This is a genomic window from Enterobacter cloacae complex sp. 372C4, assembly GCF_050030615.1.
GTDB classification, from domain to species: domain Bacteria; phylum Pseudomonadota; class Gammaproteobacteria; order Enterobacterales; family Enterobacteriaceae; genus Enterobacter; species Enterobacter intestinihominis.
Genome location: NZ_JBLGUQ010000001.1, coordinates 388,266 through 409,934, shown reverse-complemented (window position 1 = coordinate 409,934; position 21,669 = coordinate 388,266). Strand labels below are relative to the sequence as shown.

Here is a 21,669-nt window from a genome sequence, read left to right as displayed (position 1 = left end):
TTAGCATTTAGCCACATTGATCGTGTGGTTTGTTTGATTTCGAACATAAACGCGCGAAATTCGAAAGTGAAACGTGATTTCATGCGCTTTTTTGCGCATTCTGTCATATTTCTGTAACAATCTGTGCGTTGATTCACAGTAACATTCACCGTGATTTCTTAACATCGCCGCCTCTGTAGCCGGGCGCGAGATGCCCGGTCATTTTTTGAAAGGCCACGGAGGCTGTTATGCTCAGTATCTTTAAACCTGCGCCACACCGGGCGCGACTGCCAGAGGCAGAGATTGATCCTCTCTACCGCCGTCTGCGTTGGCAAATCTTCCTCGGGATCTTCTTCGGGTATGCGGCGTACTATCTGGTACGTAAAAACTTTGCGCTCGCCATGCCGTACCTGGTGGAACAAGGCTTCTCCCGCGGCGATCTGGGCTTTGCGCTGTCAGGGATCTCCATCGCGTACGGTTTTTCGAAGTTCATTATGGGGTCGGTGTCGGATCGCTCGAATCCGCGCGTGTTCCTGCCCGCCGGTCTGATCCTCGCGGCAGCGGTGATGCTGTTCATGGGCTTTGTGCCATGGGCGACCTCCAGCATTGCCGTCATGTTCGTACTGCTGTTCCTCTGCGGCTGGTTCCAGGGGATGGGGTGGCCGCCATGCGGACGTACCATGGTGCACTGGTGGTCACAGAAAGAGCGCGGTGGGATTGTATCGGTCTGGAACTGCGCGCATAACGTCGGGGGCGGGCTTCCGCCGCTGCTGTTCCTGCTGGGGATGGCCTGGTTCAACGACTGGCACGCGGCGCTCTATATGCCTGCCTTTGGCGCCATTCTGGTGGCGATTATCGCCTTCGCCCTGATGCGCGACACGCCGCAGTCCTGCGGCCTGCCGCCGATTGAAGAGTACAAAAACGACTACCCGGATGATTACAGCGAGAAGCACGAAGAAGAGCTGACCGCGAAACAGATCTTCATGAAGTATGTGCTGCCAAACAAGCTGCTGTGGTACATCGCGGTGGCGAACGTGTTTGTCTACCTGCTGCGCTACGGCATCCTCGACTGGTCCCCGACTTACCTGAAAGAGGTGAAGCACTTCGCGCTGGATAAATCCTCCTGGGCCTATTTCCTGTATGAATACGCGGGCATTCCCGGCACGCTGATCTGCGGCTGGATGTCGGACAAAGTGTTTAAGGGCAACCGTGGGGCGACGGGCGTGTTCTTTATGACGCTGGTGACCATCGCGACGGTCGTTTACTGGCTTAACCCGCCGGGTAATCCGGGTGTGGATATGGCCTGTATGATTGTAATCGGCTTCCTGATTTATGGTCCGGTTATGCTGATCGGCCTGCACGCGCTGGAGCTGGCGCCGAAGAAAGCGGCAGGCACGGCGGCAGGCTTTACCGGTCTGTTTGGCTACCTCGGCGGTTCAGTGGCGGCAAGTGCCATCGTCGGTTACACCGTCGATTTCTTCGGCTGGGACGGTGGCTTTATGGTGATGATTGGCGGCAGCGTGCTGGCGGTTCTGCTGTTGATCGTCGTGATGATTGGTGAAAAACGTCACCATGCCGAGGTGCTGGCGCGTCGTCAGTAAGGAGCATTGCGATGAAATTAACTCAGTTAGCGACAGGCCTGCTGCTGGCGGGCCTGATGACAGGCTCCGCGCTGGCGGCGGATAAAATCGTGATCGCCCACCGTGGCGCCAGCGGTTATCTGCCAGAGCATACGCTGCCGGCAAAAGCGATGGCCTATGCCCAGGGCGCAGATTATCTGGAGCAGGATCTGGTGATGACGAAGGACGACCAGTTGGTCGTTCTGCATGACCATTATCTTGACCGCGTGACGGACGTGGCGGAGCGTTTCCCGGATCGTGCCCGTAAAGATGGCCGCTACTACGCAATCGACTTCACGCTGGCGGAGATCCGCTCGCTGAAGTTTACCGAGGGCTTCGAGATTGAGAACGGTAAGAAGGTGCAGGTCTATCCGGGGCGTTTCCCGATGGGCAAGTCTGACTTCCGTATTCACACCTTCGAAGAGGAGATCGAGTTTGTTCAGGGGCTGAACCACTCGACGGGCAAAAATATCGGTATCTACCCGGAAATCAAAGCGCCGTGGTTCCACCATCAGGAAGGAAAAGACATTGCCGCGAAGACGCTGGAGGTACTGAAAAAGTACGGCTACACCAGCAAGCAGGATAAGGTTTTCCTGCAATGTTTCGATGCCGCGGAACTGAAGCGCATCAAAACTGAGCTGGAGCCGAAGATGGGGATGGATCTCAATCTGGTGCAGCTGATTGCCTATACCGACTGGAATGAAACTCAGGAAAAACAGCCGGACGGGAAGTGGGTGAACTACAGCTACGACTGGATGTTTAAGCCGGGCGCGATGAAGCAGATTGCGCAGTACGCCGACGGCATCGGGCCGGATTACCACATGCTGGTGGCGGAAGGCTCAACGCCGGGCCACGTGAAGCTGACGGCGATGGTGAAAGAGGCGCATGCGAGCAAGATGCAGGTGCATCCGTATACCGTGCGTGCAGACCAGCTGCCGGATTATGCGACGGACGTGGATCAGCTTTACGACGTGCTGTATAACCAGGCGGATGTGGACGGATTGTTTACGGATTTCCCGGATAAAGCGGTCGAATTCATTCACCGGAAGTAGGTTTTATAGGTCGGGTAAGGCGAAGCCGCCACCCGACAATCAGGCTCTGCGGCCTCATGCCCTCACCCTAACCCTCTCCCACCGGGAGAGGGGATAAGGACAACATCACATCTCGATCTCTATATCGCCTTTTGCCCGGCAGCAGCAGGGCAAAATTTCCCCTTCACTGATAAAGGCCAGCGGTTCGGTCAGCCAGTCTACCTGGCCTGCGACCAGACGGCAGCGGCAGGAGCCGCAGTAGCCTTCACGACACTGGTACTCGACTTCTACCTGATGCGCTTCAAGCGCCACCAGCAGAGAAGGGTGCTCTTCCTGGCACAACACCTCTGTACCCGAAAGGCTCAGCGTTACGCGGCTCATTAGAGCTGGAAATCGCTCAGGTCGTCGGTGTTGACTTCAGAATCAATCTGACCGACCAGGTAAGAACTCACTTCCACTTCCTGCGGCGCGACCTGCACGTTATCGGACACCAGCCAGGTGTTGATCCACGGGATTGGGTTAGAGCGCGTCTGGAACGGCAGGTCGAGACCGACGGCCTGCATGCGGATGTTGGTGATGTACTCAACGTACTGGCACAGAATGTCTTTGTTCAGGCCAATCATGGAGCCGTCGCGGAACAGGTAGTCTGCCCACTCTTTCTCCTGCTGGGCCGCCAGCACGAACAGGTCGTAGCATTCCTGTTTGCACTCTTCCGCAATTTCCGCCATCTCCGGATCGTCTGCACCGCTGCGCAGCAGGTTCAGCATATGCTGAGTCCCGGTCAGGTGCAGGGCTTCGTCACGGGCAATCAGACGGATAATTTTGGCGTTGCCTTCCATCAGTTTGCGCTCGGCAAACGCGAAGGAGCAGGCGAAGCTCACGTAGAAGCGGATTGCTTCCAGGGCGTTGACGCTCATCAGGCACAGATAGAGCTGTTTTTTCAGGGTCCGCAGGTTTACGGTGACGGTTTTACCGTTCACGTTGTGCGTACCTTCGCCCAGCAGATGCCAGTAGCTGGTCATCTCGATCAGTTCGTCATAGTAGTGCGCAATGCCTTCGGCGCGCTTCTGGATCTGTTCGTTGGTGACGATATCATCAAACACCACCGCCGGATCGTTAACGATGTTGCGGATGATGTGGGTGTAAGAGCGGGAGTGGATCGTCTCGGAGAACGCCCAGGTCTCAACCCAGGTTTCCAGCTCAGGAATCGAGATCAGCGGCAGCAGCGCCACGTTCGGACTACGACCCTGAATGGAGTCCAGCAGCGTCTGGTATTTCAGGTTGCTGAGGAAGATGTGCTTTTCGTGTTCCGGCAGCGCCTGGAAATCGATACGGTCGCGGGAAACGTCAACTTCTTCCGGACGCCAGAAGAAAGAGAGTTGCTTTTCAATCAGCTTTTCGAAGATGTCATATTTTTGCTGATCGTAGCGTGCCACGTTGACCGGCTGGCCGAAGAACATCGGCTCTTTGAGCTGGTCGTTTTTCGTCTGTGAAAAGGTGGTATATGCCATTGCGGTGAGTCCTGTGGTGTTATTTCCCCTCACCCCGGCCCTCTCCCACAGGGAGAGGGGGAAAGAGTTCCCTCTCCCTGTGGGAGAGGGTTAGGGTGAGGGAATTTATTAGATCTTACATGCGCCGCTTTCGCAGCCATCGTCCTGAATTGACGGCGCCAGGTCGTCCTGGGCGTCTTCCGCACCATCACGGGTGTTGTGATAGTACAGCGTTTTCACGCCAAATTTGTAGGCGGTGAGCAGGTCTTTCAGCAGTTGCTGCATCGGAACCTTGCCTGACGGGAAGCGCGTCGGGTCGTAGTTGGTATTGGCAGAGATCGACTGGTCGATAAACTTCTGCATGATACCCACCAGTTGCAGGTAGCCATCGTTGTTTGGCATTTCCCACAGCAGTTCGTAGTTGTTGCCCAGCGTTTCGTAATCCGGTACCACCTGACGCAGCACGCCGTCTTTCGACGCTTTGATGCTGACGTGGCCGCGCGGTGGCTCAATACCGTTGGTGGCGTTGGAGATCTGCGAAGAGGTCTCGGACGGCATCAGGGCAGAGAGCGTGGAGTTACGCAGGCCGTGAGTTTTAATGGACTCGCGCAGGCCTTCCCAGTCGAGGTGCAGCGGCTCGCTGACAATCGCATCCAGGTCTTTTTTGTAGGTGTCGATCGGCAAAATGCCTTTCGCGTAGGTGGTTTCATTGAACCACGGGCACGCGCCTTGCTCTTTCGCCAGCTCGTTGGAGGCTTTCATCAGGTAGTACTGAATGGCTTCGAACGTCTGGTGCGTCAGATTGTTGGCGCTGCCGTCGGAGTAACGCTTGCCGTTTTTCGCCAGCCAGTAGGCGAAGTTGATCACGCCGATACCTAAAGTGCGACGGCCCATTGCGCCGCGTTTTGCCGCCGGGATTGGGTAATCCTGGTAGTCCAGCAGGGCGTCGAGCGCACGAACCGCCAGCACGGCCAGCTCTTCCAGCTCGTCCAGGCTCTTAATCGCACCCAGGTTGAACGCAGAGAGCGTACACAGGGCGATTTCACCATTTTCATCGTTCACATCGTCCAGCGGTTTGGTCGGCAGGGCGATCTCCAGGCACAGGTTGGACTGGCGCACTGGCGCAACCACCGGATCGAACGGGCTGTGGGTGTTGCAGTGGTCAACGTTCTGGATGTAGATACGGCCGGTAGAGGCACGTTCCTGCATCATCAGGGAGAACAGATCGACCGCCTTCACGCGCTGCTTGCGGATGCTGTCGTCTTTTTCGTATTTGGTGTACAGACGCTCGAATTCGTCCTGATCGGCGAAGAACGCGTCGTACAGACCCGGGACGTCGGATGGGCTGAACAGGGTGATATCTTCACCTTTCAGCAGGCGGGTGTACATCAGCTTGTTGATCTGCACGCCGTAGTCCATGTGACGCACGCGGTTGCCTTCCACGCCGCGGTTGTTCTTCAGAACCAGCAGGCTTTCCACTTCCAGGTGCCACATTGGGTAGAACAGGGTGGCAGCGCCACCGCGCACGCCGCCCTGAGAGCAGGATTTTACTGCCGTCTGGAAGTGCTTGTAGAACGGGATACAGCCGGTGTGGAACGCTTCACCGCCGCGGATCGGGCTGCCCAGCGCACGGATACGACCAGCGTTGATGCCGATACCAGCACGCTGGGAGACGTATTTTACGATGGCGCTGGAGGTCGCGTTGATGGAATCCAGGCTGTCACCACACTCGATCAGTACGCAGGAGCTGAACTGACGGGTAGGGGTACGCACGCCAGACATGATTGGCGTAGGCAGAGAAATCTTGAACGTAGAGACCGCATCGTAGAAACGCTTCACGTAGTCCAGACGGGTTTCACGTGGATAATTAGAGAACAGGCAGGCGGCCACCAGAATATAGAGGAACTGGGCGCTCTCGTAGATTTCGCCCGTCACACGGTTCTGAACCAGGTATTTGCCTTCGAGCTGCTTCACCGCCGCGTAGGAGAAGTTCATGTCGCGCCAGTGATCGATAAACCCGTTCATCTGCTCGAACTCTTCTTCCGTATAGTCTTCCAGCAGATGCGTGTCGTATTTGCCCAGCTCAACCATTTTCACTACGTGATCGTAAAGCTTCGGCGGCTCGAACTGGCCGTAGGCTTTCTTACGCAGGTGGAAAATCGCCAGACGCGCAGCGAGGTACTGATAATCCGGTGCGTCGCGGGAGATCAGATCTGCCGCTGCTTTGATAATGGTTTCGTGGATATCAGACGTTTTGATGCCGTCGTAGAACTGAATGTGAGAACGCAGTTCGACCTGGGATATAGATACGTTGTTCAGTCCTTCTGCTGCCCAGTCGAGAACTCGATGGATTTTGTCCAGATTGATACGCTCGGTAGTACCGTCGCGCTTTGTCACCAGCAGACTCTGATTCATGTGGGTTTTTACCTGTCCGTGAAATAAAAAAATATCCCCCGCTTATCCACAGAACCGCCTTGTGACTAACTCTGTGGATAAATACTACATATAGGGGTTTTGCGATAAGAAGAACGCTATATGGTGAGTATTCTAGTATCGAATCTTTTCAGCACAAGGGTTGATTTTGACGTTAAATTGAGGTTGTGAAAGGGTAAAAAAGGCTAAGTCCTCGTACCGTAAGGCCTGGAAGAGATGTCAATATTCCAGAAAAAAAATTCAAAATTTGATCGAGTGCTGATTTCTTCAACGGGAGGTCAGAATTGCGCAACATGATGTCGCGCAATCTTTATAAGAATAACGAATGACGTTAGTCGTTTTTGGCGGTTGTGTGCAACATATAGTTAACATCCACGCCCGGGGCAAGTTTGAATTTATCCGTCAGAGGATTGTAGTGCAGACCCGTCATGTGCTGCTCCTTAAGCCATGTCTGGTCAACCCAGCCCAGCAGTTCGGCAGGCTTGATGAACTTCTTCACGTCGTGCGTCCCTTTCGGCACCATGCGCAGCACATATTCCGCGCCTACCACGGCCATCAGCCAGGCTTTGCCGTTGCGGTTGATGGTCGAGAAGAAGACCTGTCCACCCGGTTTCACCAGTTTTGCACAGGCGCTGACGACCGACTGCGGATCGGGAACGTGCTCCAGCATCTCCATGCAGGTCACCACGTCATACTGGTGCGCATGTTTAGCCGCGTGCTCTTCCACGGTTTCCTGGACATATTCTACCTGTACGCCGGACTCCAGCGCATGAAGACGCGCAACCTGTAGAGGTTCGAAGCCCATGTCCAGACCGGTGACGGTGGCCCCTTCGCGCGCCATGCTTTCCGCCAGGATGCCGCCGCCGCAGCCGACGTCGAGCACTTTCTTACCGAACAGACCGCCGGAACGCTCCGCGATATAGCCCAGACGTAGCGGGTTAATACGATGCAGAGGTTTGAACTCACCTTCGAGATCCCACCAGCGGGACGCCACCGCTTCAAATTTGGCAATCTCTTCGTGGTCAACGTTGTGAGCCACCGGGGATTTTTCGGCATTCATGGGCGCTTTTACTCCTTATTTAGCAAGACAAATGAGTATATCAGGCAATCCCTGTGAATAAAGCGTATAGGTTTACCTGTATCACCGCGGCTGTGTTATAATTTGCGACCTTTGAATCCGGGATACAGTAGAGGGATAGCGGTTAGATGAGCGACCTTGCGAGAGAAATTACACCGGTTAACATCGAGGAAGAGCTGAAAAGCTCCTATCTGGACTATGCGATGTCGGTCATTGTTGGCCGTGCGCTGCCGGACGTCCGCGATGGCCTTAAGCCGGTACACCGTCGCGTACTATACGCCATGAACGTATTGGGCAATGACTGGAATAAAGCCTACAAAAAATCTGCCCGTGTCGTTGGTGACGTAATCGGTAAATACCATCCCCATGGTGATTCCGCGGTGTACGACACCATTGTCCGTATGGCGCAGCCTTTCTCGCTGCGTTACATGCTGGTAGATGGTCAGGGTAACTTTGGTTCTATCGACGGCGACTCCGCCGCGGCAATGCGTTATACGGAAATCCGTCTGGCGAAGATTGCCCATGAGCTGATGGCTGACCTGGAAAAAGAGACGGTTGATTTCGTTGATAACTACGACGGCACGGAAAAAATTCCTGACGTTATGCCAACGAAGATCCCAAACCTGCTGGTGAACGGTTCGTCCGGTATCGCAGTGGGTATGGCGACCAATATTCCGCCGCACAACATCACGGAAGTGATTAACGGCTGCCTGGCCTACATCGACGATGAAGACATCAGCATTGAAGGGCTGATGGAACACATCCCGGGCCCGGACTTCCCGACGGCGGCAATCATCAACGGCCGTCGCGGTATTGAAGAAGCGTACCGCACCGGTCGCGGCAAGATTTACATCCGTGCCCGCGCCGAAGTGGAAGCGGACGCCAAAACCGGCCGTGAAACCATTATTGTTCACGAGATCCCGTATCAGGTGAACAAAGCGCGTCTGATTGAAAAAATCGCCGAGCTGGTAAAAGAAAAACGCGTTGAAGGCATCAGCGCGCTGCGCGACGAGTCTGACAAAGACGGTATGCGCATCGTGATTGAAATCAAGCGCGACGCGGTGGGTGAAGTTGTGCTGAACAACCTTTACTCCCAGACTCAGCTTCAGGTCTCCTTCGGTATCAACATGGTTGCGCTGCACCATGGCCAGCCGAAGATCATGAACCTGAAAGAGATCCTGAGCGCGTTTGTGCGTCACCGCCGTGAAGTGGTGACTCGCCGTACCATCTTTGAACTGCGCAAAGCGCGCGATCGTGCCCATATCCTTGAAGCACTGGCCGTTGCGCTGGCGAACATCGACCCGATCATCGAGCTGATCCGCCGTGCGCCGACGCCGGCAGAAGCGAAGGCGTCGCTGGTTGCGCGTCCATGGGATCTGGGTAACGTGGCGGCGATGCTGGAACGTGCCGGCGATGATGCCGCGCGTCCTGAGTGGCTGGAGCCGGAATTCGGCGTGCGTGACGGTCAGTACTATCTGACTGAACAGCAGGCCCAGGCGATTCTGGATCTGCGTTTGCAGAAACTGACCGGCCTTGAGCATGAAAAACTGCTCGACGAGTACAAAGAGCTGCTGGAGCAGATTGCCGAGCTGCTGCATATCCTGGGTAGCGCAGAGCGCCTGATGGAAGTGATCCGTGAAGAGCTGGAGCTGGTTCGCGATCAGTTCGGCGACGAGCGTCGCACCGAAATCACGGCCAACAGCTCTGATATCAACATTGAAGATCTGATCAACCGCGAAGACGTGGTCGTGACGCTGTCTCACCAGGGTTACGTGAAGTATCAGCCGTTGACCGACTACGAAGCACAGCGTCGTGGCGGTAAAGGCAAATCTGCGGCGCGTATTAAAGAAGAAGACTTCATTGACCGTCTGCTGGTGGCCAACACCCACGACACGATCCTCTGCTTCTCCAGCCGGGGCCGTCTGTACTGGATGAAAGTCTATCAGCTGCCGGAAGCGAGCCGTGGCGCGCGGGGTCGACCTATCGTTAACCTGCTGCCGCTGGAAGCGAACGAACGTATCACCGCCATTCTGCCGGTACGCGAGTACGAAGAGGGCGTGAACGTCTTTATGGCAACCGCGAGCGGTACCGTGAAGAAAACCGCGTTGACCGAATTCAGCCGTCCACGTTCCGCCGGGATCATCGCGGTGAACCTGAACGAAGGCGACGAGCTGATCGGCGTGGATCTGACCTCCGGTTCTGATGAAGTGATGCTGTTCTCTGCGGCCGGTAAAGTGGTGCGCTTTAAAGAGAACGCCGTGCGCGCAATGGGTCGTACGGCGACCGGCGTGCGTGGTATCAAGCTGGCGGGTGAAGACAGCGTGGTTTCCCTGATCGTTCCGCGTGGCGAAGGCGCAATCCTGACCGTCACCCAGAACGGCTACGGTAAACGTACGGCGGAAAGCGAATACCCGACCAAGTCTCGCGGCACGCAGGGCGTTATCTCCATCAAAGTGACCGAGCGCAACGGTTCCGTTGTTGGCGCGGTACAGGTGGACGATGCGGACCAGATCATGATGATCACCGATGCCGGTACGCTGGTGCGTACCCGCGTGTCAGAGATCAGCGTGGTGGGTCGTAACACCCAGGGCGTTATCCTCATCCGTACTGCGGAAGATGAAAACGTCGTCGGTCTGCAACGCGTTGCTGAGCCGGTGGATGACGAAGAGCTCGACTCTATCGACGGCAGCGTCGCGGAAGGGGATGATGAAATCGTCCCGGAAGCGGACACCGATGATGAAGCAGCGGATGACGCTGACGAGTAACGTCTCCTGACGCATAAAGGGCCGGTTTCCGGCCCTTTTGTTTTGCGCAAGCAGACAAGTGAACGTTGCGACAAGCCGCGTTTACCGCTACCTTAACCACATTCTTTTTTCCCCGATGGCGGAGCCTCGCCCCTTTGAAATACCTCGTCTCCTTTCGTACCACGTTAAAAGTCTCTCGCTATCTGTTTCGGGCGCTTGCGCTACTGCTATGGTTGCTGGTGGCACTGCTCTCGGTGTTTTACATCGTTAACGCGTTACACCAGAAAGAAGCGGAGATCCGCCAGGAGTTTAACTTAAGCTCGGATCAGGCCCAGCGCTATATCCAGCGCACGTCTGATGTGATGAAAGAGCTTAAGTATATCGCTGAGAATCGACTGACGGCGGAGAACGGCATTCTTGCCCTCCGCGGTCGGGATGAAAAAACCGAAGTACCTGATTTCGAACCGCTCTTCCCGGACTCCGATTGTTCCGCGATGGGCAAAGCCTGGCGTGGCTCACTGGAGTCCCTGTCATGGTTTATGCGCTACTGGCGCGATAATTTTTCGGCCGCTTACGATCTAAACCGCGTCTACCTGATTGGCAACGAAAATCTTTGCATGGCGGACTTCGGTCTGCGGGATATGCCCGTCGAACGCGAAGACGCGCTGAAAAGCCTGCATGAGCGCATAGTGAAATACCGCAATGCGCCTCAGGAAGAGCGCGGGAACAACATCTTCTGGATAAGCCAGGGGCCGCGCATGGGCGTCGGCTATTTCTATGCCCTGACTCCGGTTTACCTCGGAAACCGCCTGCAAGCGCTGCTGGGGATTGAACAAACCATCCGCATGGAAAACTTCTTCACGCCGGGCAGTCTGCCGATGGGCGTGACCATTCTGGATGAGAACGGCCACCCACTCATCTCCCTTACCGGGCCTGAAAACCGCCTGAAGGTGGAGCCCAGCTGGATGCAGGAGCGGTCATGGTTTGGCTATACCTCCGGGTTCCGCGAGCTGGTGCTGAAGAAAAGTTTACCGCCATCGTCGCTGAGCATTGTCTATTCGCTGCCGGTGGACAAGGTGCTGGAGCGCATTCGCATCCTGATCCTTAACGCCATTTTGTTGAACATCGCGGTAGGCGTCGCGCTGTTTATGCTGGCGAGAATGTATGAGCGGCGGATCTTTATTCCGGCGGAAGCGGATGCTCAGCGTCTGGAGGAGCACGAGCAGTTTAACCGTAAGATTGTCGCCTCGGCGCCGGTAGGGATCTGTATCCTGCGTACTCAGGACGGGACAAATATCCTCAGTAACGAGCTTGCCCATAACTACCTGAACATGCTCACGCATGAAGACCGCCAGCGGTTAACGCAGATCATCTGTGGGCAACAGGTTAACTTTGTGGATGTGCTGACCAGCACCCACACCAACCTGCAAATCAGCTTCGTCCATTCGCGCTACCGCAATGAAAACGTGGCGATTTGCGTGCTGGTGGACGTCTCCGCGCGCGTTAAGATGGAAGAGTCATTGCAGGATATGGCGCAGGCGGCGGAGCAGGCCAGCCAGTCGAAATCGATGTTCCTCGCGACCGTCAGCCATGAGCTGCGTACGCCGCTGTACGGCATTATCGGTAACCTCGATCTTCTCCAGACCAAAGAGCTGCCGAAAGGGGTCGACCGCCTGGTGACGGCGATGAACAACTCGTCCAGCCTGCTGCTGAAAATTATCAGCGATATTCTCGACTTCTCTAAAATTGAATCCGAGCAGTTGAAAATAGAACCGCGTGAGTTCTCCCCGCGCGAGGTGATGAACCATATCAGCGCCAACTATCTGCCGCTGGTGGTGCGCAAACAGCTGGGGCTGTACTGCTTTATCGAGCCGGATGTGCCGCTGACGCTGCATGGCGATCCGATGCGTCTGCAACAGGTCATCTCGAACCTGCTAAGCAACGCCATCAAATTCACCGATATCGGCTGTATTGTGCTGCATGTCTGCCGGGCAGGGGAGTACCTGACTATTCGCGTGCGCGACACGGGTGTTGGCATTCCGGCGAAAGAGGTCGTTCGCCTGTTCGATCCGTTCTTCCAGGTGGGGACGGGCGTCCAGCGTAATTTCCAGGGGACCGGGCTGGGCCTGGCGATTTGCGAGAAGCTTATCAGCATGATGGACGGGGATATCTCCGTCGATACCGAGCCGGGTATGGGCAGCCAGTTCACCATCCGTATCCCGCTCTACTCGGCACACTATCCGGTGAAAACCACGGTCGACGGGCTGAGCGATAAGCACTGCTGGCTGGCGGTGCACAACGCCTCCTTACATGATTTCCTGACCTCGATGCTGACCAGCAGCGGTGTGCGGGTCTCACGCTATGAAGGCCAGACGCCGGACGCAGATGACATGCTGATTACTGACGTTGAGCCAGACAAGGCGTGGGCGGGGCGGGGCGTGGTGATGTTCTGCCGCCGTCATATCGGTATTCCGATTGAGCGTTCGCCCGGGGTATGGGTGCACAGTGTGGCGACACCGCACGAAATGTTGGGCTTGCTGGCGCGTATTTACAGCGTACAGCTTGAGGACAGCGATGGCGCTACCGTGCTGGCTTCCCCTGATGAGCTGGCATCGGTGAATGACGATATGATGATTCTGGTCGTCGACGATCATCCGATTAACCGTCGTCTGCTCGCAGACCAGCTTGGCTCTCTGGGCTATCAGTGTAAAACGGCCAATGATGGTGTGGATGCCCTGAATGTCTTAAGTAAGAATCATATTGATATTGTGCTCAGCGATGTGAACATGCCTAACATGGACGGCTATCGTCTGACGCAGCGTATCCGACAGCTGGGGCTGACGCTGCCGGTGGTGGGGGTGACAGCCAACGCACTGGCGGAGGAGAAGCAGCGCTGTCTGGAGTCGGGAATGGACAGCTGCCTGTCGAAGCCGGTCACGCTGGATGTACTGAAGCAGACGCTATCCGTGTATGCGGAGCGGGTGCGAAAAGCAAGACAATAAAAAAGGCCCGAAAGGGCCTTTTTTATGTGTCCGACGGCACTGCGCTTGCGCGGGCCTACGGGGTCTTTAGACCGGGTAACCGCGAGGGGCACCCGGCGTAGACAGCGACGATCAATCTTTGTCCGTTGCGCTCAGCGTCACGGAAGATAGATAGTTCAGCAGGGCGATATCGTTATCCACACCCAGCTTCATCATCGCGGATTTTTTCTGGCTACTGATGGTTTTAATACTGCGGTTCAGTTTCTTGGCGATTTCAGTAACCAGGAAACCTTCAGCGAACAGACGCAGAACTTCACTCTCTTTAGGCGAGAGACGCTTGTCGCCATAGCCACCTGCGCTGATTTTTTCAAGCAGGCGTGAGACGCTCTCAGGCGTGAATTTCTTCCCTTTCTGTAACGCCGCCAGCGCTTTAGGCAGATCGGTAGGTGCGCCTTGTTTCAGCACAATCCCTTCAATATCAAGATCCAGAACGGCGCTCAGGATCGCAGGGTTATTGTTCATGGTCAGAACAATGATCGAAATGTCCGGGAAGTGGCGTTTAATGTATTTGATGAGCGTAATCCCATCACCGTATTTATCCCCAGGCATGGAGAGATCGGTAATGAGCACGTGCGCATCAAGTTTAGGCAGGTTGTTAATAAGGGCTGTGGAATCTTCAAATTCACCGACTACATTCACCCACTCGATCTGTTCAAGTGATTTGCGAATACCGAACAGTACAATCGGATGGTCATCGGCAATAATTACGTTCATATTGTTCATGTATAAGGCTACCTTGCTACAGCAAGCTCTTGACGTAAGCGTCAATGTCGCTGATGTATTTTTCAATGCCAGAGGCATCTTTCTCACGAATTAGATGTTCCAGCGTTTCACATAACTGCTTGCCGGGAACCAGATTAAGCATGGCAAACACCCCTTTAAGCCGGTGTGCTGTCTGTGCCAGCGCTGCAAAATCCTGCGCAGCGGACTCAGTATACAACCGCTTAACATCATCTGGTACTGTATCAACGAAGAGCGAATAATATCCGCTGGCATGGAGTTCGGCATTTTCATCGCCGCCTAACGGTGACTCCAGGATCTCTTCCTGCGCCAGATTCTCTTCAATCAGTTGTAATACAGCTTCCTGCATTGCATTGCTCATATTAAAGTTGACGCGCAGCTGCCCAGGGCCGATTTTCCGCACGCCTGGCTCATCATCGCTTAAAAGCAAGCCGGAGGCAGTAAGATTAGACGGATTATCAGTTAAAAATAGATCAAATTCTTGACTCGCGAGCCTTTCGTCCGGGGTAATGCAGGACGCGCCCCAGTTTTCCAGCTGACGAACGACGATATTACGGATCTCACTGGAGGTCACGTCCACCATCACCACCACATCATCCAGCAGACGCTCTTCATCCTCTTCCTGAGGATTCGCCGCCATTTTAACATGCAAGGAGTAGCGGGTGCCGAGGGATTCGCGCGCCTTAATGTTCAGATGACCGCCCAGCTTACGCGCCAGCTGATCGCAGAGCCAGAAGGTGAGGGCATTCGCCTTACCGTAGTGGTCGCGCTGGGTATCGTTCAGGAACGGGAAGTGCAGGTTATCGATTTCGCTCACGGTGACGCCTTCGCCCGTATCCAGAATACGGAACGTCAGACGATCGTCGGTGGACTCATCGGTGCTGACTTCAAGGGTGATCTTGCCGATCTGTGTCGTGGTGACGGCATACTGAATCAACATCATCAGGATGCGACGCAGCGCATCGCGATCGCCGTGACGCTCGTCGTTGGCCGGTAAATGGTTGTTGATCAGCAGCTGGAGCCCTTTGCGCTTGATCACCGGCAGGACTTCCGGAACCACCTCATCAATCAGATCCTGGATGGAGAAGAGCGTAGGGGTGCCCTTCCAGATGTCATTCTCCAGCATGTTCGCAAGCTGGATTTCGTCCACCAGACGAACCAGCGAGTCGGCCTGGCTGCTAAGCTGTCGGCTTTCCGGCGTGCTTAAATCAGCAATCTGCGTGGCGAGTGACTTCAGCGGCTGTTTAAAGGCATCGCCAATGTTTTGCATAAACGCCGCGCGGCCATGCTGGTTTTTCTCATACAGCCTTTGCGCCTGCTTGAGCTTTTTATTCACCAGCACTTCGCGATCCTGATCGCGGATGATGAAGATTTGCGTGCGCGAGGCGACCTGACTGCGGAACTGACGGATCTCATACAGTTCATTATTAATGGTGGCCTGAATGACGCCCTGATGCTGGTCCGCCATGGCCGTAATATTTTGCAGGTTAAGATGCGGCAGAAGGTGATCGGCAATTTTGTTGCTCATCACCGTCCGGTTTGCTTCCTGATCGTGAACAAGCACCCCAAGCGGCAGCACGGAAATAATCTCTTCATTCAGGGCACGAAGAACACGCAACTCGTTGCTGGTCCCGGCTGATACCGATGTCGAGTCGCTCTGGCGGCCCGACTGGAAACGGAAGGTGCTGTAGCCAAACAGCGCCAGCGCCAGCAGGCCGATATTCAACAGCAGCGGCAGCATAATGTTTTGCAGGGTATCAAGCATCAGGGTGCCAAAAGGCACCTGCCACACCAGCCGCATACCGGTTGAGTTGAGCGATGAGGCAATCTCAATCTTCGAGCCATTAAAGGAGATCGCTACGCTGTCCGGGCCTTCTTTATCCGACGGCGTGCGCATATTTTGGGTGCTGTTGTCTGGCTCCAGTCGGAAACTGTCCAGCGGCATATCCGGCGGGATAAGATCGTTAATTGGCAGATCGAAGGCAACCACGGTCGCCAGATGGCCCGGCTGGTTAAAGGTGGTTCGCAGCGTAAAGTAGTGGCCATTCTGCCAGGCAAGACGGCGTAATGACGAGAAACTTTCGCGCTCGTCCAGCGCGTTGGCCTGTTGCAGCATTTCTGCCCGACGGGAATCGACAATGCTGCCAACGGTGGTCTCTTTAAAGCCCGACGAGAGATCCTTAAGCGGCAGGGTCGAGATTAGGATCATGCTGTTGTCCTGACCGTTCAGGTAATACATGGACCACGGTACGGTCTCGGCGCCCCACAGGGTGTCCAGATAGGAGGAGATCCGCTGCGTCATCTCAAGCGTTGCGCTGTCGTGCGAGCCGAAAATCAGGGCTTCCGTCTTGCGCTGCGGTTTTTCAAGGTAATACACATCCTGCTTAAGGCGCGTTTCCTGCAATCCTTCGCCTGATGAGGTGGCAGGTGCGGCGGCGATATTGTCGTAGATTTGCCAGGTCGCGTAGCGCCACGTATCAATGCGCTTATGCACCGCATGGGTGATATCGACAATTTGATAGCTTTTATCTTTAAGCCAGGTATTCACGGCGCTCTGAACCATCACTCCCATTGTGACTAACAGCACAACGATCAACAGAAGAAAGAAACGGGTGATGCTGCCCGGTAGAAGGGAGAATTTGCTCGGGGCGGTAGTTTCAGTCTGACTCATCGATGTGTTTAACCCGTAATGGCCGCGCGGTAATGGGATAGGGCAGTATAAAGGGTAATAACTGAATTTCCAGCGTCGTTATCGGTATGACCTTGACTTTTTATCTGTCGCAACCCGCTTCAACGTCATCCGTGTGAAAGATGTACAAAACCCAGTGAAATGTACAAATATGCTGTTACAACGGCAGTAAAATAGCACGAATTAACAAGAAATTAATTTTGAAAGTGAAAAGGAAAATCTGTAATCGCCGGGCGATGGATTTAGTTAATAGTCGTTATCATTACAGACGGGTAGCACATAAAATGTCTGTTGACGTAAAGAAAGGTAAAAAAAAACCGAATGCGGAGCATCCGGTTCAATTAGGGATAAACAGACATTCAGAACTGAATGACGGTAATAAATAAAGTTAATGATGATAGCGAGGGTTATTTTAGTGGTGTTGACGGGAATTTTTTTGTCATTCAGTGCTGTACTCTTTTTTAAGTTAGTCTTTTGAATTTTATAGGATATATTTTTGTTTTGATTATCCGTGCTATATTTTTAAACTTTTGATGCTTTGTGAAAGTTCCTTGAAATTTACATATTGAAACATCTTGATGGTAAAGTGAAACATCTTCAAAGTTTTCGTATCATATTCCTGTTGGATTATTCTGCATTTTTGAGGAGAATGAACTTGCCGACTGGTTAAGAGGGTTGACCAGTAAGCAGTGGTAAATAATAAGGCATATAACAGAGGGTTAATAAAATGAAAGTTAAAGTACTGTCCCTCCTGGTACCAGCTCTGCTGGTGGCAGGCGCAGCAAATGCGGCTGAAATTTATAACAAAGACGGCAACAAATTAGATCTGTACGGTAAAGTGGATGGCCTGCACTATTTCTCTGATGACGACAGTGCAGACGGCGACCAGACCTACATGCGTCTGGGCTTCAAAGGCGAAACTCAGGTTAACGACCAGCTGACCGGTTACGGCCAGTGGGAATACCAGATCCAGGGTAACTCTGGTGAGAACGAAAACAACTCATGGACGCGTGTGGCGTTCGCAGGTCTGAAATTCGCTGATGCGGGTTCATTCGACTACGGTCGTAACTACGGCGTTGTTTACGATGTGACTTCCTGGACCGACGTTCTGCCGGAGTTCGGCGGCGATACCTACGGTTCTGACAACTTCATGCAGCAGCGTGGTAACGGCTTCGCGACCTACCGTAACCAGGACTTCTTCGGTCTGGTTGATGGTCTGAACTTCGCGTTGCAGTACCAGGGTAAAAACGGCAGCCCAAGCGGCGAAGGCCAGACCAACAACGGTCGTGACGCGCTGCGTCAGAACGGTGACGGCTACGGCGGCTCTCTGACTTACGATCTGGGCGAAGGCTTCGCACTCGGTACGGCAGTCACCAGTTCTAAACGTACTGCTGACCAGAACGCTGCGGGCTACTACGGTGAAGGCGATCGCGCAGAGACCTACACCGGTGGTCTGAAATACGACGCGAACAACATCTACCTGGCTGCACAGTATACTCAGACTTACAACGCGACCCGCGTTGGCGATCAGGGCTGGGCTAACAAAGCGCAGAACTTCGAAGTGGTTGCTCAGTATCAGTTCGACTTCGGCCTGCGTCCATCCGTGGCTTACCTGCAGTCTAAAGGTAAAGACATCGAAAACTATGGCGATCAGGATATCCTGAAGTATGTTGACGTGGGTGCGACTTACTACTTCAACAAAAACATGTCCACCTATGTTGATTACAAAATCAACCTGCTGGATGAAAATGACTTCACACGTCAGACAGGTATCGGTACTGACGATATCGTCGCGCTGGGTCTGGTTTACCAGTTCTAATTGCTCATATAGCAACAAAGGGGCCAACAGGCCCCTTTTTTCATGCTTTTTTAGGGTCTTACAAATACGCTGTTTTAGTGTACTCTTGCCGCCCTGGCATGAGGATAATAACCAATGGATATGACTTTTTTACGCGCCAGCGTTTTGGCGACTTTTTTACTCCTGACCGCGTGTGACTCTTCTACACAGCCCGCAAAAATCGACGCACCCGCCGCGACGGTGCTGGAAGGGAAAACCATGGGGACCTTCTGGCGCGTCAGCGTGATGGATATTGATAAGTCCCGCGCTGAAGAACTACGCGGTAAAATTCAGGCGCAGCTGGATGCCGACGATCAGCTACTCTCTACCTATAAAAATGACTCAGCGCTGATGCGTTTCAATCGCTCCAGCAGCACCTCGCTGTGGCCGGTGAGCGAAGCAATGGCCGATATCGTCACGGAAGCCATGCGCGTGGGCTACAAAACCAACGGCGCAATGGACGTGACCGTTGGGCCGCTGGTGAACCTGTGGGGATTTGGCCCCAACAAGCAGCCGGTGACCACACCCGATCAAGCCGCCATCGACGACGCCCGCGCGCGTACAGGGTTACAGCATCTGGCGGTGATCTCCCAGTACGGTCAGCAATACCTGCAAAAAGACATTCCCGACCTGTTTGTGGATCTCTCCACGGTAGGCGAGGGGTATGCTGCGGATCATCTCGCGGCCCTGATGGCGCAGGAAGGTATTCCCCGTTATCTGGTTTCCGTCGGGGGCGCGCTCGTCAGCCGGGGCATGAACGCCAGCGGCAGGCCGTGGCGAGTGGCCATCCAAAAACCAACCGATCAGCAGAACGCGGTGCAGGCGATTGTCGACATCAACGGGCACGGTATCAGCACCTCCGGAAGCTACCGCAACTATTACGAGCTGGATGGCAAACGTATCTCGCATGTGATTGATCCGCAAACCGGACGCCCGATTACCCACAACCTGGTGTCCGTGACGGTGATAGCGCCAACTGCGCTGGAAGCCGACGCCTGGGATACCGGATTGATGGTGCTCGGCACGGAGAAGGCCAAAGAGGTGGTGCGTCAGGAAGGGCTGGCCGTTTATATGATCACCAAAGAGGCTGACGGGTTTAAAACCTGGAGTTCACCGCAGTTCAACAGCTTCCTGGTGAGCGAAAAAAATTAAAAAGCAAGGTTGCGGGTTTTTGTTCGGTGGCGTTCAGGCAAGCTGAGCGTATGCTTGTAAGAGGAGCCGATGATGAAAAACACAACCTATCTTACCGATGAGGATCGCTGGCAGGCTGTTCTGGCCCGCGATCCGCGTGCGGATAACCAGTTTGTCTTTGCCGTGCAGACGACCGGCATTTATTGTCGTCCGTCCTGCCGTGCCCGCCACGCGCTGCGTAAAAATGTCTGCTTTTATCCTGATGCTCACCAGGCCGCGCAGGCGGGTTTCCGCCCCTGTAAGCGCTGTAGGCCGGACCAGGTCGACCCTATGGCGCAGAAAAAGGCCAACGTTGCGCTGGCCTGCCGACTGCTTGAGCAGGATGCCGCGCTGAACCTGGAGGCCCTGGCGCAGCAGGTTGGCATGAGTCCGTTCCATCTCCACCGCTTGTTTAAATCCGTCACCGGCATGACGCCGAAAGCATGGCAGCAGGCTGCGCGTGAACAACGCCTGCGTAGCCTGCTTGCACAGGGCGGTAAAATCACCGACGCCGTACTGGCCGCTGGCTTCCCGGACGGCAGCAGCTACTACCGTAAAGCCAACGGCGCGCTGGGCATGACGGCGAAACAGTACCGTAACGGAGAGGCTGCGGTCCGCTATGCCATCAGCGACTGCTCGCTGGGCCACTGTCTGGTGGCGGAAAGCGAGCGCGGGATCTGCGCAATACTGCTGGGTGATGACGACGCCGGGCTGACGGCTGAGCTGCTGTCACTGTTTCCGCTTGCCGTCCGTGAACCGATGGAAGGCGCATTTGCCGGGCGTGTTCGTCAGGTGATTGCCTCTGTTGACAGCCGCGCGACGCCGTTGACGCTGCCGCTGGATATCCGGGGTACCGCCTTCCAGCAGCAGGTCTGGCAGGCGCTGCGGGCTATCCCCTGCGGTGAAACGGCAAGCTATCAGCAGGTGGCGAAGGCCATTGGTAAACCCAATGCCGTACGTGCCGTGGCGGGGGCCTGCGGAGCCAACAAACTGGCGATAGTTATCCCCTGTCACCGCGTGGTGCGTAACGACGGTGCGCTGTCGGGTTATCGCTGGGGCGCAGCGCGTAAGGTGCTATTGTTGAAACGTGAGGCGAACAACCCGGAGGGATAATGCTCGATCTTTTTGCTGATGCTGAACCCTGGCAGGAGCCGCTCGCGCCGGGGGCGACGATCCTGAGACGTTTTGCGCTTTCCCGCGCGGCGGCGCTGTTCGACGGTATTGATACCGTCACCGCCCGTTCGCCGTTTCGCCATATGGTCACGCCGGGTGGGTATACCATGTCCGTGGCGATGACCAACTGCGGCGAACTGGGATGGGCGACGAATGAGCGGGGCTATGTATATGCCGCGAACGACCCGCTGACGGATAGGCCGTGGCCGCCGATGCCGGAGGCGTTTCAGGCGCTGTGTCACGATGCCGCCGTGGCGGCCGGCTATCCTGATTTTCGTCCCGATGCCTGTCTGATCAACCGCTATGCCGTCGGCGCAAAACTCTCCCTGCATCAGGATAAGGACGAGCCTGACCTGCGCGCGCCGATTGTCTCGGTATCCCTTGGGCTGCCCGCTGTCTTTCAGTTTGGCGGCCTGCGGCGCAACGACCCGCTTAAACGGCTGATGCTGGAGCATGGCGATGTGGTGGTCTGGGGCGGTGAATCACGGCTTTTTTATCACGGTATTCAGCCGCTTAAAAATGGCGATCACCCGGTGGCGGGGGCGTTTCGCTACAACCTCACGTTCCGCCAGGCAGCGTACAGAGAATAAAAATAAGAATTATTCTTGATGTGTGTGAAAGGCAGTTTACACTGCTGGCTGATT

14 protein-coding genes are annotated in these 21,669 nt (G+C 54.9%); 8 read left to right on the top strand and 6 right to left on the bottom strand.

Annotation, left to right across the window (positions count from 1 at the left end; genetic code table 11):
* The first annotated feature begins 227 nt into the window (after positions 1-227).
* Positions 228-1,580, top strand: a complete 1,353-nt coding sequence (gene glpT, locus ACQG11_RS01960; protein ID WP_022648804.1) for a glycerol-3-phosphate transporter — start codon at positions 228-230, stop codon at positions 1,578-1,580.
* 11 nt (positions 1,581-1,591) lie between these two features.
* Positions 1,592-2,650, top strand: coding sequence for a glycerophosphodiester phosphodiesterase (gene glpQ / locus ACQG11_RS01955; protein ID WP_426728133.1), 1,059 nt, complete (start codon positions 1,592-1,594; stop codon positions 2,648-2,650).
* 105 nt (positions 2,651-2,755) lie between these two features.
* On the opposite strand, the gene yfaE is transcribed toward glpQ, so the two are convergent.
* The 4 genes from yfaE to ubiG form a co-directional block, all read right to left on the bottom strand.
* On the bottom strand, positions 2,756-3,010 hold the full coding sequence (yfaE, locus tag ACQG11_RS01950; protein WP_003859419.1) for a class I ribonucleotide reductase maintenance protein YfaE: 255 nt from the start codon (positions 3,008-3,010) through the stop codon (positions 2,756-2,758).
* Positions 3,010-4,140: a class Ia ribonucleoside-diphosphate reductase subunit beta gene (nrdB, locus tag ACQG11_RS01945; protein WP_022648802.1), complete on the bottom strand. Its 1,131-nt coding sequence runs from the start codon at positions 4,138-4,140 to the stop codon at positions 3,010-3,012. The genes yfaE and nrdB overlap by 1 nt, the downstream gene beginning before the upstream one ends.
* 108 nt (positions 4,141-4,248) lie before the next feature.
* On the bottom strand, positions 4,249-6,534 hold the full coding sequence (nrdA, locus tag ACQG11_RS01940) for a class 1a ribonucleoside-diphosphate reductase subunit alpha (protein ID WP_023300610.1): 2,286 nt from the start codon (positions 6,532-6,534) through the stop codon (positions 4,249-4,251).
* A 349-nt stretch (positions 6,535-6,883) separates the two neighbouring features.
* Positions 6,884-7,612, bottom strand: coding sequence for a bifunctional 2-polyprenyl-6-hydroxyphenol methylase/3-demethylubiquinol 3-O-methyltransferase UbiG (gene ubiG / locus ACQG11_RS01935; RefSeq protein WP_006811346.1), 729 nt, complete (start codon positions 7,610-7,612; stop codon positions 6,884-6,886).
* 146 nt (positions 7,613-7,758) lie between these two features.
* On the opposite strand from ubiG, the gene gyrA reads away from it, so the two are divergent.
* Both gyrA and rcsC read left to right on the top strand, forming a co-directional pair.
* Entirely contained in the window at positions 7,759-10,395 is a 2,637-nt protein-coding gene (gyrA, locus tag ACQG11_RS01930) for a DNA topoisomerase (ATP-hydrolyzing) subunit A (protein ID WP_023300608.1), read from the top strand.
* A 134-nt stretch (positions 10,396-10,529) separates the two neighbouring features.
* Positions 10,530-13,376: a two-component system sensor histidine kinase RcsC gene (gene rcsC, locus ACQG11_RS01925; RefSeq protein ID WP_038416435.1), complete on the top strand. Its 2,847-nt coding sequence runs from the start codon at positions 10,530-10,532 to the stop codon at positions 13,374-13,376.
* 111 nt (positions 13,377-13,487) lie between these two features.
* Here rcsC and rcsB read toward each other — a convergent pair whose 3' ends face one another.
* Together rcsB and rcsD are read right to left on the bottom strand one after the other, a co-directional pair.
* Positions 13,488-14,138, bottom strand: coding sequence for a response regulator transcription factor RcsB (gene rcsB / locus ACQG11_RS01920; RefSeq protein WP_003859405.1), 651 nt, complete (start codon positions 14,136-14,138; stop codon positions 13,488-13,490).
* A 16-nt stretch (positions 14,139-14,154) separates the two neighbouring features.
* The gene (rcsD, locus tag ACQG11_RS01915) at positions 14,155-16,827 is read right to left on the bottom strand and encodes a phosphotransferase RcsD (RefSeq protein ID WP_023300606.1); all 2,673 of its coding nucleotides are present in this window, start codon (positions 16,825-16,827) and stop codon (positions 14,155-14,157) included.
* Between the two features lie 745 nt (positions 16,828-17,572).
* Between rcsD and ACQG11_RS01910 the strand changes: the two genes are divergently transcribed.
* From ACQG11_RS01910 to alkB, 4 genes are all read left to right on the top strand, one after another.
* Entirely contained in the window at positions 17,573-18,664 is a 1,092-nt protein-coding gene (locus ACQG11_RS01910) for a porin OmpC (RefSeq protein WP_023306624.1), read from the top strand.
* Between the two features lie 114 nt (positions 18,665-18,778).
* Positions 18,779-19,834 carry an FAD:protein FMN transferase ApbE gene (gene apbE, locus ACQG11_RS01905; protein ID WP_023300605.1) on the top strand — a complete coding sequence of 352 codons (1,056 nt, stop codon included), beginning with the start codon at positions 18,779-18,781 and terminating at the stop codon, positions 19,832-19,834.
* A 72-nt stretch (positions 19,835-19,906) separates the two neighbouring features.
* Positions 19,907-20,965 (top strand): bifunctional DNA-binding transcriptional regulator/O6-methylguanine-DNA methyltransferase Ada, encoded by a 1,059-nt coding sequence (gene ada / locus ACQG11_RS01900; protein WP_063151796.1) that lies wholly within the window; start codon positions 19,907-19,909, stop codon positions 20,963-20,965.
* Entirely contained in the window at positions 20,965-21,615 is a 651-nt protein-coding gene (alkB, locus tag ACQG11_RS01895) for a DNA oxidative demethylase AlkB (RefSeq protein WP_023300603.1), read from the top strand. The genes ada and alkB overlap by 1 nt, the downstream gene beginning before the upstream one ends.
* The last annotated feature ends 54 nt before the right edge of the window (positions 21,616-21,669 follow it).